Origin of the sequence: Burkholderia sp. Bp8992, from assembly GCF_003853705.1 — a bacterium.
GTDB lineage: Bacteria > Pseudomonadota > Gammaproteobacteria > Burkholderiales > Burkholderiaceae > Burkholderia.
The window spans coordinates 170,600-184,454 of record NZ_QTQI01000015.1 but is presented as its reverse complement, the minus strand read 5'-3'; the positions used below and the strand labels follow the sequence as shown (position 1 = coordinate 184,454).

At 67.9% G+C, this 13,855-nt stretch carries 15 protein-coding genes; 8 read left to right on the top strand and 7 right to left on the bottom strand.

Going from position 1 to position 13,855, the window contains the following annotated elements; all coding sequences use genetic code 11:
• Nucleotides 1–3 precede the first annotated feature (3 nt).
• Genes DIE03_RS22410 through DIE03_RS22400 form a run of 3 tightly spaced genes read left to right on the top strand, consistent with a single transcriptional unit; the run spans nt 4 to nt 1,573 of the window.
• Entirely contained in the window at nt 4–546 is a 543-nt protein-coding gene (locus DIE03_RS22410) for a type II secretion system protein (RefSeq protein ID WP_124454112.1), read from the top strand.
• Between the two features lie 11 nt (nt 547–557).
• Nucleotides 558–968 (top strand): type IV pilin protein, encoded by a 411-nt coding sequence (locus tag DIE03_RS22405; RefSeq protein ID WP_124454110.1) that lies wholly within the window; start codon nt 558–560, stop codon nt 966–968.
• On the top strand, nt 965–1,573 hold the full coding sequence (locus DIE03_RS22400; RefSeq protein ID WP_124454108.1) for a type II secretion system protein: 609 nt from the start codon (nt 965–967) through the stop codon (nt 1,571–1,573). Before DIE03_RS22405 ends, DIE03_RS22400 begins: the two co-directional genes overlap by 4 nt.
• 129 nt (nt 1,574–1,702) lie before the next feature.
• Here the strand turns inward: DIE03_RS22400 and DIE03_RS22395 are convergent, their stop codons facing one another.
• The 3 genes from DIE03_RS22395 to DIE03_RS22385 form a co-directional block, all read right to left on the bottom strand.
• On the bottom strand, nt 1,703–3,667 hold the full coding sequence (locus tag DIE03_RS22395) for a PhoX family phosphatase (RefSeq protein ID WP_124454106.1): 1,965 nt from the start codon (nt 3,665–3,667) through the stop codon (nt 1,703–1,705).
• A gap of 166 nt (nt 3,668–3,833) precedes the next feature.
• Entirely contained in the window at nt 3,834–5,027 is a 1,194-nt protein-coding gene (locus tag DIE03_RS22390; protein ID WP_124454104.1) for an ammonium transporter, read from the bottom strand.
• 254 nt (nt 5,028–5,281) lie between these two features.
• Nucleotides 5,282–5,617, bottom strand: a complete 336-nt coding sequence (locus tag DIE03_RS22385; RefSeq protein WP_124454102.1) for a hypothetical protein — start codon at nt 5,615–5,617, stop codon at nt 5,282–5,284.
• 197 nt (nt 5,618–5,814) lie between these two features.
• On the opposite strand from DIE03_RS22385, the gene DIE03_RS22380 reads away from it, so the two are divergent.
• From DIE03_RS22380 to DIE03_RS22365, 4 genes are all read left to right on the top strand, one after another.
• Nucleotides 5,815–6,243 (top strand): hypothetical protein, encoded by a 429-nt coding sequence (locus DIE03_RS22380; RefSeq protein WP_124454100.1) that lies wholly within the window; start codon nt 5,815–5,817, stop codon nt 6,241–6,243.
• Nucleotides 6,244–6,333: 90 nt separating this feature from the next.
• A complete protein-coding gene (locus DIE03_RS22375) occupies nt 6,334–6,792 on the top strand; it encodes an Rrf2 family transcriptional regulator (RefSeq protein WP_124454098.1) in 459 nt (152 codons plus the stop codon).
• A gap of 131 nt (nt 6,793–6,923) precedes the next feature.
• Nucleotides 6,924–7,565, top strand: a complete 642-nt coding sequence (locus DIE03_RS22370) for an NAD(P)-dependent oxidoreductase (protein WP_124454096.1) — start codon at nt 6,924–6,926, stop codon at nt 7,563–7,565.
• Between the two features lie 253 nt (nt 7,566–7,818).
• The gene (locus DIE03_RS22365; RefSeq protein ID WP_124454094.1) at nt 7,819–8,289 is read left to right on the top strand and encodes an Lrp/AsnC family transcriptional regulator; all 471 of its coding nucleotides are present in this window, start codon (nt 7,819–7,821) and stop codon (nt 8,287–8,289) included.
• Between the two features lie 6 nt (nt 8,290–8,295).
• On the opposite strand, the gene DIE03_RS22360 is transcribed toward DIE03_RS22365, so the two are convergent.
• The 3 genes from DIE03_RS22360 to DIE03_RS22350 are packed head-to-tail and all read right to left on the bottom strand — an operon-like array spanning nt 8,296 to nt 11,795.
• Nucleotides 8,296–9,069 (bottom strand): ABC transporter ATP-binding protein, encoded by a 774-nt coding sequence (locus tag DIE03_RS22360; protein ID WP_124454092.1) that lies wholly within the window; start codon nt 9,067–9,069, stop codon nt 8,296–8,298.
• Between the two features lie 4 nt (nt 9,070–9,073).
• The gene (locus DIE03_RS22355) at nt 9,074–10,762 is read right to left on the bottom strand and encodes an iron ABC transporter permease (RefSeq protein ID WP_124454090.1); all 1,689 of its coding nucleotides are present in this window, start codon (nt 10,760–10,762) and stop codon (nt 9,074–9,076) included.
• Nucleotides 10,752–11,795: a Fe(3+) ABC transporter substrate-binding protein gene (locus DIE03_RS22350; RefSeq protein ID WP_124454088.1), complete on the bottom strand. Its 1,044-nt coding sequence runs from the start codon at nt 11,793–11,795 to the stop codon at nt 10,752–10,754. Before DIE03_RS22350 ends, DIE03_RS22355 begins: the two co-directional genes overlap by 11 nt.
• Before the next feature lie 205 nt (nt 11,796–12,000).
• Here DIE03_RS22350 and DIE03_RS22345 point away from each other — a divergent pair, with 205 nt between their 5' ends.
• The gene (locus tag DIE03_RS22345; protein WP_009688068.1) at nt 12,001–12,162 is read left to right on the top strand and encodes a hypothetical protein; all 162 of its coding nucleotides are present in this window, start codon (nt 12,001–12,003) and stop codon (nt 12,160–12,162) included.
• 147 nt (nt 12,163–12,309) lie between these two features.
• Here the strand turns inward: DIE03_RS22345 and DIE03_RS22340 are convergent, their stop codons facing one another.
• Complete coding sequence (locus DIE03_RS22340; RefSeq protein WP_124454086.1) at nt 12,310–13,677, bottom strand: amino acid permease; 1,368 nt, start codon at nt 13,675–13,677, stop codon at nt 12,310–12,312.
• Nucleotides 13,678–13,855: the final 178 nt, after the last annotated feature.

Sequence of the window (13,855 nt, the reverse complement as noted above, 5' to 3'; positions counted from 1 at the left end):
GCCGTGGCCGCGCGCAATGCAGCGACTTGCGTGGGCCGCGCCAGCCGCATCGGCCAGCGCGGCTTCACGCTGATCGAGATGGTCGTCACGCTCGCGCTCGTGGCGATCCTCGCGCTCGCGGTCATGCCGTTCTCCGAACTGCTCGTGCAGCGGCAGAAGGAGCAGGCGTTGGGTGCCGCGTTGCGCGAGATCCGCACGGCGCTCGATGCGTACAAGGAGGCGAGCGACGCGGGGAAGATCGAAAAGGAAGCCGAAGCGTCCGGCTATCCGCCGTCGCTCACCGTGCTCGTGACGGGCGTGAAAAACGCCCGCGACCCGAAGGGCGGCATGCTGATGTTCCTGCGCCGCGTGCCACGCGATCCGTTCTTCACCGGCGACGCCGATACGCCGGACGAGGACACCTGGGACGTGCGTGCGTACGGCACGCCGCCTGAGCCGGCGGCCGACGGGCCGCCCGGCGGCATCGAGCCTGGCAAGGACGTGTTCGACGTGACGTCGAAATCGGCGCGTATCGGCATCAACGGCATTCCGTACAAACAGTGGTGACGGGGTTCATCATGAAACTCGCTCGCATCCGCCGGATCCGCGGCTTTACGCTGATCGAAATCGTGGTCGTGATGGCCATCATCGGACTGCTTCTGACGTTGGCCGTGCCGCGCTACATGCACAGCATCGAGCGCGGCAAGGAGCAGGTGAGGCTGCAGAACCTCGCGGTCATGCGCAATGCGATCGACCAGTATTACGGCGACAACGGGCAGTATCCCGAGACGCTCGACGAACTGGTCGCGAAACACTATCTGCGTGCGGTGCCGGTCGATCCGGTCAACGGCGACGACAAATGGGCGACGCTTGCATCGCCGGACGAGACCAAGCCCGGCGTATACGACGTCGGGCCCGCGAGCGACGCGCAGGGCGTGCCGCCGGGCGTCGCTGCAACGGCAACGGTTGCGGCCGGGGCGGCGAAATGAAGCGGGCCGGGCGCCGCGTCGCGCGCGCACCGCATGCCCGCCGCCGCGGGCGGCAGCGCGGGCTCGTGCTGCTCGCACTGCTGATCGCGCTGATGCTGATGTCGATCGCACTGGCCGGCGCGCTGGACGTCTGGTCGCTGCAGCGGCGCCGCGAGCAGGAGCGGCAACTGCTGTTCGTCGGCGACCAGTACCGGAAGGCCATCATCGGGTATTACCGGCTCGCGCGCGCATACCCGCAAACGGTCGACGATCTGCTGGAAGACACCCGCTTCGCGAAGCCCATGCACCACCTGCGCCGTGCGTATCCGGATCCGGTCAGCGGCAAGAACGACTGGTCCTTCCTGTGGCGCGCCGACCGCTTCTACGGCGTGTTCAGCAGCTCGGACGACGCGACGATCAAGCGCGCGGGATTTCCCGATCGATACATGGATTTCGAAGGGGCCGAGACCTATCGGCAATGGAAGTTCCTGTACCTCGCCCCCGGGCTGTCCGCGCCGGTCGCCGACGCACCGGCGGGGGCCCCGGCGATGCCGGCCAGTGCGCCGAGCCTGTCCGGTTTCCCGGGCGGTGCGCTGCCGGGGCGGAGCCCGGCCGGCCTGCATTGACGCGCTGGCCGCACGCAAAAAAGCGCGACGCCCGTCACGGGCATCGCGCATCAAACGGCGTGGAGCGCCGACGAATGAAACGTGATGAAGAAAGCGCGCCGGGGGCGCGCGGCCCCACGGTGCCGCGGGTCAGGCCTTCGCGAGCTTGATGCCGGTCTGCTCGGCCGTCAGGTAGCCGACGCTGGCGCCGAAGCGGTCCTTGAAGTTCGCGCGCACGAGCGGATCGAGCGTCGGCTTGACCTTGTCGTGCAGCGGCGACTCCCAGTCGCCGGCGTGCTGGAAGTTGCTCATGATGTACGTCCAGCCGTTGATCTCGTCGACCGCGTGCAGGCCCGTCGATTCCGCGCCGGCCGGGCACGACAGCACGCGCGCGAGCGTCTTCGTGTCGATGTTGTACGCCCACAGGAAGTTGTTCACGTGCATGCCCGAGTCTTCGCCGATGAACAGCGTGCGCAGCTTTTCGGAGAACTTCAGGTTGTCCGGGTTGGCGATCCTGTCCGGGTTCGCGAGGTTGCCGAGGCCGTCGGCCGCGGCGAGATCCTCGCCGACGAGCGCGGCCGGCGCGCCCATGTCGACCGGCACCCATTCGCTGTCGATCGTGCCTCCCGTCGTGTCGCGCTGGCCAGCCTTCAGGTTCAGCGCGTAGACGGCGCCGGCAGCGATCTTCTTGTCGACCGCGACGTCGCGCGACACCGCGTTGCCCTTGACCATCGACGTCTCGATCCGCGACATCGCCGTGTAGACGATCTTGTCCTTCGCGTTCACCGTCGTGCCCTCGAGCTTCGTGAAGGCCATGCTGCCGCCGAGCAGCGCCGCGTAGCGGTGCGTCTCGAGGAATGCGGCCGCCTTTTCCATCCCCGGCTTCACGCGCATCCAGTTGAACTTGCCGCCGAAGTGGATCTTCGTGTAGCTCGCGTCGTTCGGGTCGGCGGTCACCAGGTCCATGATGTCCGACGCCTTCAGCGTGTTCGCGAGCGCTTCGATCTCGCTGCTGGTCGCGTGGCCGATCCTGATCCACGTGAGCGTCGCGGTGCCGGCGCCGGCCGACGACGTCTGCGTCCACTTCGCGACGTACAGCGTGCCGGCCGACAGGTCGGCCGCCTTGTCGGCGACGAACATGAACAGGCCGCCGTTGGTCGCATCGTCGCCCATCATCACCGTGCGCTGGTCCGGCATCACCTGGATCAGCTCGTGCGAGATGCGGCCGAGGCAGTAGTGCTTCTTCACGGTGCCCGTGCCGTCCGGGTTCACGGTGATCTCGGGCAGGTGGCCGTAGTGGTAGGGGTTCGCCTTCGTCTCGTCGCCGAACGTGTTCTTGCTGAACGCCTTGAACTGCGCGTCGGTGGCAGCCTTTGTCGCGTCCGGCTCGTATTCCTCGCTCGACAGGTGGGTGCCCCACGGCGACAGGCTCGCGCCGCAGGTGATCCACAGGCCGTGCGCCTTCGACGTGTCGACGTTGTGGTACTTCACGACCTTCAGCGCGCCGGTGGCCGGATCCTGGTCGAGCGAGAGCACCGCGATCGGCGACGGCAGCTGGCCGTACTGCGACGCGCTCGCCTGGTCGCGCGTCGTGTATTCGAACTGCACGACCGCGAACACCGTGTTGCCCTTCACGCCGGGCACGTTCGCGTTCTTCAGCGTCAGCAGCGAGCTGCCGTCCGGGCAGTCGGAATAGAACTGGCGTTCCTTGCCGGCGACCGAGCGATCGATGATCGGCTGGTTGTTGATGTCGTAGTAGCCGCCCGCGAGCGTCGTGCCGCCCTTGCCGTCCGGCACCATGTCGCCCGTCACGAAGAACGGCCGGTACGCGAGCTTGAAGTTGCGCGACGAGCCGTCCGAGAACGACACCGACAGCGTCGAGCCGACCGTCGTCGTGGCCATCGCGGCTGCATTGTCGAGCGTCGGCGCGGCCATCGCCGAGAAGGCGGCCGACGTATAGGCGGCGGCCACCGGGGCCGGCGTCGATGCGGGATTGTCGTCGCCGCCGCAACCCGTCAGCAGGGCCGGCAGCGCGAGACCGGAAAGGGGAAGCATCGGCGCGCCGGCAAGGATCTTCAGGGCCTGACGACGGGCGGCATTGGGCAACGCGGGCATGTGGAGTCCAGTTTCAGTTGTTGGAGGAATGGCCGACGCGAAGCAGGCGGTCGGCAAGCTTCGCGAAGGCAAATTGAAAACTGGACCGAAGTGTAAGGACGCTAGATGAAAGTTTTTTGAATTGAAAACGTAATGATGCGCCGGGTGTTCGTCGGCGGATCGCGGATCAATCGCGCTCGGGCGTCGCCGAGATGCGATGGAGCGACAGGTCGGCACCGTCGAACTCGGCTTCGCGGTCGAGGCGCAGTCCGACGGTCGCTTTCAGCGCGCCGTAGACGAGCGTGCCGCCCGCGGTGGCGATCACGATGCCGCCGAGCGTGCCGACGAGCTGCGACAGGAACGACACGCCGCCGAGACCGCCGAGCGCAGGCAGGCCGAACACGCCGGCCGCGAGGCCGCCGAGCGCGCCGCACATGCCGTGCAGCGGCCACACGCCGAGCACGTCGTCGATGCGCCACCGGTTCTGCACGCAGGTGAACATCGCGACGAACAGCGCGCCGGCGGCCGCGCCCGTGACGAGCGCGCCGATCGGATGCATCACGTCGGAGCCGGCGCAAACCGCGACGAGGCCGGCGAGCGGCCCGTTGTACGTGAAGCCCGGGTCGTTGCGGCCGGCCATCCATGCGGCGAGCGTGCCGCCGACCATCGCCATCAGCGAGTTCACGGCGACGAGGCCGCTGATCTTGTCGAGCGTCTGCGCGCTCATCACGTTGAAGCCGAACCAGCCGACCGCGAGCACCCATGCACCGAGCGCGAGGAACGGGATGTTCGACGGCGGATGCGCGGCGATCCGGCCGTCCTTCGCATAGCGGCCGTGGCGCGCGCCGAGCAGCAGCACGGCCGGCAGCGCGACCCAGCCGCCGAACGCGTGCACGACGACCGAGCCGGCGAAATCGTGGAACGGCGCACCGAACGCGTGCGTGAGCCAGGCCTGTACGCCGAAGCGCTCGTTCCACGCGATGCCTTCGAAGAACGGATAGATGAAACCGACGATGATCAGCGTCGCGACGAGCTGCGGGTTGAACTTCGCGCGCTCGGCGATGCCGCCGGACACGATCGCGGGAATCGCCGCCGCGAAGGTCAGCAGGAAGAAGAAGCGCACGAGCGCGTAGCCGCTGTGCTGCGACAGCGTGCCGATGTCGTCGAAGAACTCGACACCGTACGCGATCGTGTAGCCGATGAAGAAATACGCGAGCGTCGACACCGAGAAGTCGACCAGGATCTTCACGAGCGCGTTGACCTGGTTCTTCTTGCGGACCGTGCCGAGTTCGAGAAATGCGAAGCCCGCGTGCATCGCGAGCACCATGACGGCGCCGATCAACAGGAACAGTGTATCGACGCCGGATTTCAGACCATCCATGCCGTGGCTTCCTTGCGCAAAAAACGGGCAAGGAACGCAAGTATCGAGCCAACTTGGTGATCGGCTGCGTGGAGTTGGTGCTTGGGTGCCGTGCGGTGCGGTATTTCGGTGAATCATGCACGGGATGGGGGCGTGGCCGGAGGCAATCGGCGACCACACGCGGTGCACGCGCATGGTGCGGCGCGTGCTGAACTGGTGCGTCGTGCGGGCGAGGTGATGCGGTGTGGTGCGCCGATGCGCACCGACCTGGCGCGTCAGTGGCGGGCGAACAGCGCGGGCGGCCGGCGCAGCCGCAGCGCGCATGCCGACCAGTAGGTGGCGACGGTCGACAGCCCGAGCGCGGCGAACGCGAGGGCCGCGAAGCCCACAAGCGACTGGCCGTCGCCGTCGGAGCCGAGGATGCCTTCCGCGACGATCAGCGCGGCCGTCCAGAAACCGATCACGGCCTGCACGAGCAGGCGCGCGGACGCGACGCGGCGCGGGCGTCCGGATTCGGCCAGGCGGCGCGCCGACGGCGCGCGCAGGCACAGGAACAGGGTGGCGGCCAGCAGCGCGGCCAGGACGATGAACCAGTCGACGAGGAAAGCCATAAGAAAAAGGGGACACGTACGAAACGGATTGGAGCGTGCCCACTTTAGTGACGTAGCGCCTGCGATTGAATCAGACGAGTCCGAAATTGAAAGGCATTTTTAATAACGGGTCGTTATTTGGCCTGTTCCACAGGCGGTATCATCGACACCGGTCCAACCCACCATAAGGCTGTGCGATGCGCGGCCGGAGATTGCTGATGAACATGAAGACATCGCGGGCGCGTCGCGTGCCCGGGTCCGTGCTGGCGGCCGTGGCCGCCGGCGCGCTGCTGTTGCTCGCGGGCTGCGAGAAGGCCGGCACGCCGGTCGCCCAACCCGATACGGCCGCGAGCGCGGCCGCGGATGCCGCGAACAATGCGGCCAAGGCGCTCGATCAGGTCGCGAGCACCGTCAACCAGCAGATCAATGCCGCAAAGGCCGGCATTGCATCCGCGGCGTCGGCCGTGCCGCCGCTGTCCGCGAGCGGCATCGCGTCGGCCGCGCAGGCGCAGATCGACGCGGCTGCCTCCGCGGTCGTCGCGCATGCGGCTTCCGAAGCGGGCGCGAAGATCGCGGAAGCCGGCAAGAAGCTCCAGCAGTGGAGCCAGCAGAACGCGTCGGGTGCCAAGCCCGCCAGCGGCGAATGACGCGGGCTTGCACGATCCGCAAAATGTAATTATCATAGTTACACATGTCGCCGGTTGCGGGTCGGACCGGCGTCGCCGAGTGAGTGAGCAATGAATACCAGCAGCCGGTTCGCGTTTGCCGTCCACGTGCTCGCCTTGCTGTCGATGCAGGAAGGCGTGCCGTTGTCGTCCGACATCATCGCGGGCAGCGTGAATACGAATCCGGCGCTGATTCGCCGGTTGCTGTCGATGCTGGCAGCCGCGGGGCTGACCACGTCGCAGCTCGGCGCCGGCGGCGGCGCGCTGCTGGCGCGCGAGCCCGGCGAGATCACGCTGCTCGACGTGTATCGCGCGGTCGACGATGCGCAACTGTTCGCGCTGCATCGCGAGGCACCGAATCCCGCGTGCCTCGTCGGCCGGCACATCCAGGGCGTGCTGACCGGTTATATCGGCGATGCGCAGCGCGCGATGGAGGCATCGCTCGCCACGCGCACGCTCGTCGACGTGACGGCCGACATGCTGGATCTCGAGCAGCGCACGCAACAGGCAGCACGCGCCGCCGGCAGATAGCCGGCAGCAGGCAAGGCAGGAAGCCGGACGGCGCGCGGCGCGGTGTCCGGTGCAACGGGGGCTTCGCCCCGTTTTTTTCGGTCTTATGTGTAATTAATTGTGTTACATATTTTTCTTACTGGAGAATCGTCATGACGCAACGTTCCTTGAATATCGCGCTGTTCGGCGCCACCGGCATGATCGGCTCGCGCATCGCGGCGGAAGCCGTGCGACGCGGCCATCGCGTGACCGCGCTGTCGCGCCATCCGGGCGCATCGGGCGACGGCATCACCGCGAAGGCGGCCGACCTGTTCGACGCGGCCAGCATCGCGGCCGCGCTACCGGGCCACGACGTCGTCGCAAGCGCGTACGGCCCGAAGCAGGACGACGCGGCGAAGGTCGTCGCGGCTGCGAAGGCGCTGGTCGCCGGCACGCGCCAGGCCGGCCTGAAGCGTCTCGTGGTGGTCGGCGGCGCCGGCTCGCTCGAAGTCGCGCCGGGCAAGCAGCTCGTCGACACCGAAGGTTTCCCGGACGCGTACAAGGCGGTCGCGCTCGCGCACCGCGACGCGTTCGACTACCTGGAGACGGTCGCCGATCTCGACTGGACCTTCTTCGCGCCGGCCGCGCTGATCGCGCCGGGCGAGCGCACGGGCACGTTCCGCACGGGCGTGGGCAAGCTGATCGTGGACGAGCAGGGCAACAGCAAGATCTCGGCAGAAGACTATGCAGTCGCGTTCGTCGACGCGCTCGAGCAGGACAGCTTCGTGCGCGAGATCGCGACGGTCGCGTATTGAGAGCGGCGCGACGGCCGGCGGCGCATGCGCGCCGGCCCGGCCGGAACGCTGCCGGCAGGCTGCAGCGCGCAGCGACTTCAGGCGATTCCACCTTGACGGGTGGAGTCGCCTGTTTCGTTTGGCGACGAAAGGTTGGCGGCGGAATCGTTCAGGATTGGTATTTATACCGGTCGACGCACGGAAGCCGTTTTCATATTGTTCCCCGTTGTGCAAGATGAATAGAATAAATTTCTATCTACGAGGGACTGGAGAAATGGACGCCATCGATCGCAAGCTGCTGGAACTGCTGCAGGCGGATGCCACACTGCCGATCGCGGAACTGGCGCAGCGCGTGAACCTGTCGCAGACGCCATGCTGGAAGCGCGTGCAGCGGCTCAAGGAAACCGGCGCGATTCGCGCGCAGGTTGCGCTGTGCGATCCGCGCAAGCTCGGCGTCGGCACGACCGTGTTCGTCGCGATTCGCACGAACCAGCACACCGAGGAATGGGCGCAGCGCTTCACGCAGGCCGTGCGCGACATGCCGGAAGTGGTCGAGGTCTACCGGATGAGCGGCGAGACCGATTACCTGCTGCGCGTCGTGGTGGCCGGCATCGACGACTACGACCGCGTCTACAAGCAGCTGATTCGCACGGTGCCGCTGTTCGACGTCAGTTCGTCGTTCGCGATGGAGCAGATCAAGTATTCGACCGCGCTGCCCGTGCGCGATCTTGCCGAGCCGGTGTAGCCTGCTTCAGCGGCCGCGCGCCAGGGCGCGCGCGCGTTCGTCGGCCAGCGCGTCGCGGCGCACGAAATCCGCGACGAATGCGCTCGCCGGATGATGGTGCAGCGCGTACGGCGTGTCCCATTGCGCGAGCCGGCCGTCCTTCATCACGCCGATCCGGTCGGCGATCGCGAACGCTTCGGCCTGGTTGTGCGTGACGAGGATCGCCGTGTGGCCCGTATGTTTCAGGATGTCGCGCAGCTCGAACGCGAGCCGCTCGCGCGTATCGACGTCGAGATTCGAGAACGGCTCGTCGAGCAGCAGCAGCTCCGGCGACGGCGCGAGCGCACGGGCGAGCGCGACGCGTTGCTGCTGGCCGCCCGACAACTCGTGCGGATAGGCGCCGCCGGCATCGGCGAGGCCGACGAGGTCGAGCATTTCGGCGACCCGCATGCGCCGTTCGGCCTTCGGCATGCGCCGCAAGCCGAACGCGACGTTGTCGGCCGCGCTGAGGTGCGGGAACAGCGCGTAGTCCTGGAACATCATGCCGATGCGCCGCCGCTCCGGCGGCACGTCGAGCGACGGCGCCGCGACGGGCGCGCCGTCCAGCACGATGCGCCCCATGCGCACGGGTTCGAAGCCCGCGATCGCACGCAGGACGGTCGTCTTGCCGCAGCCCGACGCACCGAGCAGGCAGCCGATGTCGCCCCGCGGCAGCGCGAGGCTCAGCCCGTCGACCACCATGCGGCGGCCGTGCGGCGTGTCGTAGGCGACGCAGAGATCATCGAGTTCAAGCAGGTTCACGGGTTCAGGCTCCGATCTTGTGACGGGTGCGGGCGAGCAGGATCACGGGCACGAGCCCGGCCAGCACGATCGCGAGCGCGGCGACCGCGCCTTCTTCGTAGGTGCCGCGTGCAGCTTCCGCATACAGCCAGGTCGCGAGCGTGTCGAAATTCAGCGGGCGCAGCAGCAGCGTGGCCGGCAATTCCTTCATCGCGTCGACGAACACCAGCAGCGCGCTCGTCGTGAGCGCGGGCCGCAGCAGCGGCAGGTGGACGCGGCGCAGCGTGCCGCCGGCCGTCTCGCCGAGCGAGCGCGCCGCGTGTTCGAGCGACGGCGGGATGCGCGCGAGGCCGGCCTCGATGCTGCCGGCCGGGATCGCGAGAAAGCGCACGGTGTACGCGATCACGAGCGCGGCGACCGAGCCCATCAGCAGCAGCCCGTCGCGGCCGAGCGCCGCGCCGAACAGCCGGTCGGCCGCCGCGAACGGGATCAGCAGGCCGATCGCGAGCACGGTGCCCGGCACCGCATAGCCGAGGCTCGCGATCCGCGCACACAGGCGGGCAGGGCCTGCACGGGCGCTGTCGCGTTGCGCGCGAGCGGCCCACGCGACGACGAGCCCGCACGCGAGCGTCGCGGCGGTGGCGGCGGTAGCGATCGTCAGCGTGTTCGCGAGCCCCGTCATCAACGGGTCGGATACGCCGCCGACCAGATGCAGCCGCTTGCCGGTCTCGACCGCGAGGTACGCGGCCGGTGCGCCGAAGCCGAGCAGCACGGGCAGCCAGCCGAGCACGGCGGCGCCGAGCGCGGCCGCGCCGGTGAGACGACGCGGCGAGACCGGCCGCATGCGCCGGCCGTGCGCGTAGCGCTGGCGGCGGCGCCCGTAGCGTTCGAGTGCGATCATGCCGACGACGATCGCGAGCATCGCCAGCGCGATCTGCGCGGCGCCGGCGAGGTCGGAGCGCGTGATCCACGTCGTGTAGACGGACACGGTCAGCGTCTGCACGCCGAGGAATTCCGACGCGCCGATGTCGTTCAGCGTTTCGAGCAGCGCGAGGCTCACGCCGACCGCGATCGCGGGCCGCGCGAGCGGCACGACGACGCGCCAGAACGTCGCGATGCGTCCCGCGCCGAGCGTGCGCGCGGCTTCGAGCAGGCTCGCGGACTGCGTGACGAACATCGCGCGCGTGCTGAGGTACACGTACGGATACAGCACGAAGCCGAGCACGAAGATCGCGCCGGGCAGCGAGCGCAGGTCGGGCAGGCGGAACTGGCGCGGGCTGTCGAAGCCGAGCAACCAGCGGATCGTGCCCTGGACGGGGCCGATCGGGTGCAGCAGGTCGAGATACGCGAATGCGACGATGTAGGTGGGCACCGCGAGCGGCAGCAGCAGTGCCCACGTCAGCATCCGGCGGCCGGGGAAATCGTACGCGGTGACGAGCCACGCGCAGCCGGTGCCGACGATCGACACGATCGCGCCGACCCCCGCGAGCAGCAGCAGCGTATTGACGAGCGCCTGCGGCAGCACGAATGCGGCGAGATGGCGCCAGTGCGCGAGATCGGCATCGAGCGCGGCGGCCACGAGCACCGCGAGCGGCGCCGCGACCGCCGCGGCGATCACCAGCGCCGCGAGCAGCCACAGGCTGCCCGCGCGCGGCCGCAGGCGCGGCCGGGATGGCTCGCGGCATGCGCCGGCCGGCGAAGCGTCAGTTGTCAAAGCCGACCTTGTCGACGAGCTGGCTGGCCTGCTGGCGATGCTTCGCGATGTCGGCCAGCGGCAGCGGATCGACCTTCAGCGTACCGAAGCTCGCGATCACCGGATCGAGCTTGACGTTCGCGCGCACCGGGTATTCGTAGTTCGCCTGCGCATACAGAGCCTGCGCTTCCGGCGACACGAGGTATTCGAGCAGCTTCACTGCGTTGGCCTTGTGCGGCGCGTGCTTCGCGACCGTCGCGCCGCTGATGTTCACGTGCGTGCCGCCGCTCTTCGCGTTCGCGAACGTCGGGCGCACGACCTTGATCGCGTCGCCCCACTTGCGCGCGTCGCTGCCGGCTTCCGCGTTCTTCATGTGACCGACGTAGTACGCGTTCGCGAGGCCGACGTCGCAGATGCCGCCGAGGATGTCGCGTGCGACATCGCGGTCGCCGCCCGTCGCCTTGCGCGCGAGGTTCGCCTTCACGCCGCGCAGCCACTTTTCGGTCGCGGCTTCGCCGTCGTGCGCGATCATCGCCGCGACCAGCGCCGTGTTGTACGGATGCTGGCCCGAGCGGATGCAGACCTTGCCCTTCCATTTCGGATCGGCGAGATCTTCATAGCGGAACGAGTCGACCTTCAGGTCCTTTTCGACGTACAGCACGCGGTCGCGCAGCGACAGCGCATACCAGTCGCCGTTCGCGCCGCGCAGGTTCGCGGGAATCGCGTCGTCGAGCGCCTTCGAGCGCACCGGCTGCGTGAGCCCGCCGTCGACGAGATCGAGCAGGTTGCCGACGTCGACCGTCATCAGCACGTCGGCCGGCGACTGCGCGCCTTCCGCCTTCACGCGTTCGAGCAGGCCGTCCTTCACGAACACCGTGTTGACCTTGACGCCGCTCTGCTTCGTGAATGCATCGATGAGCGGCTGGATCAGCTTGGGTTCGCGGGTGGTGTACAGGCTCACTTCCTCGGCTGCCTGGGCAAGCGGCGCGAAAGCGGCCGCAGCCAGGGCGAGGGCGCCGGCGAGCGGCAGCAGGCGGGTGCGCGGATTCGACATGGAGACTCCGGTGGGACAGGTGGACGAAGAAAATATTACAAAATGAAAGACTCCGGATTCTAGATCGAAATGGGAATGATTACCAACTGAAAGCTCGCGGAAAGCGGCGGGATCGATGAAGGCGGGGATCGGAAACGGCGCGTCGCAGCGGCGGCGCAAGCGCGTAGAATGCCCGCTTCGATGAATTTGACGAGACGCACCGACCATGAACGATCAGCGCAAGAAGAACCCTGTCCGCAACGTGAGCATCCTGATCGTCGTCGCCGTGCTGCTCGTGATCGGGACGATCCTGTACAACGCGATTTCGCAGAAGCGCGCGTACGACGAAGCCCATCCGGCCGAGGCCGCGAGCGCGGCATCGCACTGACGTGCCGGTGCGCGGCCCGGCCGGGCCGCGTGCGCGGGGCATGAGAAGGGAGGCCATCCGCGGCTTCCGGCGCGGTTGACGCCGCGCGGAGCCGGGGCAGCAGCGGGCGCCGATGAAGGCGCGCCGCGTACTCAGGTCAGCCGTGCGTCAACGTGACGCAGGTGCAAATTTCGGGCGGATCCGTGCGTAGAACACGGCCGCGAGCAGCGCGAGCCATGCCGCGCCGACATACAGCGCGACGCGCGTATCCTCGAACCAGCCGAGCATCACGATCACGAAACCCATGAACGCGATCGTCAGCGCCGGCGCGACCGGCCACAGCGGCACCTTGAACTTCAGTGCGGCGACTTCGGCGCTCGACAGGCGGCGACGCATCGCGACCTGCGACAGCAGGATCATCAGCCAGACCCACACGGTCGCGAACGTCGCGATCGCGGCGACCACCAGGAACACGTCCTTCGGCATCAGGTAGTTCAGCACCACGCCGACGAGCAGCGCGCCGGCCATCACGAGCACCGTGACCCACGGCACGCCGTGCCGCGAGGTCGTCGTCAACACGCGCGGTGCCTGGCCCTGTCGTGCCATCCCGAACATCATCCGGCCCGCGCCGAAGATATCGCTGTTGATCGCCGAGATCGCCGCGCTGATCACGACCAGGTTGAGGATCGTCGCGGCCGACTTCACGCCGAGCGCCGAGAAGATCTGCACGAACGGGCTGCCGTCGCTGCCGACGCCCGTCCACGGGCTGATCGACATCAGCACGACCATCGTCAGCACGTAGAACAGCAGGATGCGCGCGGGCACCGCGTTGATCGCGCGCGGAATCACGCGTTCCGGGTCCTTCGCCTCGCCGGCGCTCATTCCGATCACCTCGATCCCGCCGTACGCGAAGATCACGACCGACAGCGACGCGATCAGCCCGCCAATGCCGTTCGGCAGGAAGCCGCCGTGGTTCCACAGGTTCGCGAACGTCGGGACATCGGCCGAATGGCCGAAGTGCATGCCGGCCAGCAGAATTGCGACGCCGCCGCCGATCATCGCGACGATCGCGCCGACCTTGATGATCGACAGCCAGAATTCGAGCTCGCCGAACACCTTGACGTGGCACAGGTTCAGCCCGCAGATGACCGCGACGACGCCGAGCACCCAGATCCATTGCGGGACATCCGGAAACCAGAAGCCCATGTAGATGCCGAACGCGGTGATGTCGGCGATCGCGACGATCACCATTTCGAGCGTGTAGGTCCAGCCGGTGACGAAGCCCGCGAACGGGCCGAGGTTTTCGGTCGCGTAGTGGCCGAACGAGCCGGCGACGGGTTCGCGCACGGCCATCTCGCCGAGCGCGCGCATCACCATGTAGACGGCCGCGCCGCCCAGGATGTACGCCAGGATCACGGCCGGGCCCGCGAGCTGGATCGCGGACGCCGAACCGTAGAACAGGCCCGTGCCGATCGCCGAGCCGAGCGCGAGAAAGCGGATGTGCCGCGCGCTCAGGTGGCGCTGCAAGTTTTTCATCGAGTCTCCGATATCGTTATGCGACGAACCGGGCGAGTGGAACCGGCCCGATTGCGCCAAGTTGTCTATACAACTTGAATGTGAACGAATGATAACAAGCCGGGCGCGGTGACCGGAATCGGGTATTCCCTGACTGGCGCGGCGAGCGGAATGGGGCATGGGGCGGTCGCGCGATACT

What these genes read in the sequence shown, in the direction of transcription:
- DIE03_RS22405 (WP_124454110.1), top strand. Translation starts at nt 558, where the DNA reads ATGAAACTCGCTCGCATCCGCCGGATCCGCGGCTTTACGCTGATCGAA.
- DIE03_RS22400 (WP_124454108.1), top strand. Translation starts at nt 965, where the DNA reads ATGAAGCGGGCCGGGCGCCGCGTCGCGCGCGCACCGCATGCCCGCCGC.
- DIE03_RS22395 (WP_124454106.1), bottom strand. Translation starts at nt 3,667, where the DNA reads ATGCCCGCGTTGCCCAATGCCGCCCGTCGTCAGGCCCTGAAGATCCTT.
- DIE03_RS22390 (WP_124454104.1), bottom strand. Translation starts at nt 5,027, where the DNA reads ATGGATGGTCTGAAATCCGGCGTCGATACACTGTTCCTGTTGATCGGC.
- DIE03_RS22385 (WP_124454102.1), bottom strand. Translation starts at nt 5,617, where the DNA reads ATGGCTTTCCTCGTCGACTGGTTCATCGTCCTGGCCGCGCTGCTGGCC.
- DIE03_RS22380 (WP_124454100.1), top strand. Translation starts at nt 5,815, where the DNA reads ATGAACATGAAGACATCGCGGGCGCGTCGCGTGCCCGGGTCCGTGCTG.
- DIE03_RS22375 (WP_124454098.1), top strand. Translation starts at nt 6,334, where the DNA reads ATGAATACCAGCAGCCGGTTCGCGTTTGCCGTCCACGTGCTCGCCTTG.
- DIE03_RS22370 (WP_124454096.1), top strand. Translation starts at nt 6,924, where the DNA reads ATGACGCAACGTTCCTTGAATATCGCGCTGTTCGGCGCCACCGGCATG.
- DIE03_RS22365 (WP_124454094.1), top strand. Translation starts at nt 7,819, where the DNA reads ATGGACGCCATCGATCGCAAGCTGCTGGAACTGCTGCAGGCGGATGCC.
- DIE03_RS22350 (WP_124454088.1), bottom strand. Translation starts at nt 11,795, where the DNA reads ATGTCGAATCCGCGCACCCGCCTGCTGCCGCTCGCCGGCGCCCTCGCC.
- DIE03_RS22345 (WP_009688068.1), top strand. Translation starts at nt 12,001, where the DNA reads ATGAACGATCAGCGCAAGAAGAACCCTGTCCGCAACGTGAGCATCCTG.
- DIE03_RS22340 (WP_124454086.1), bottom strand. Translation starts at nt 13,677, where the DNA reads ATGAAAAACTTGCAGCGCCACCTGAGCGCGCGGCACATCCGCTTTCTC.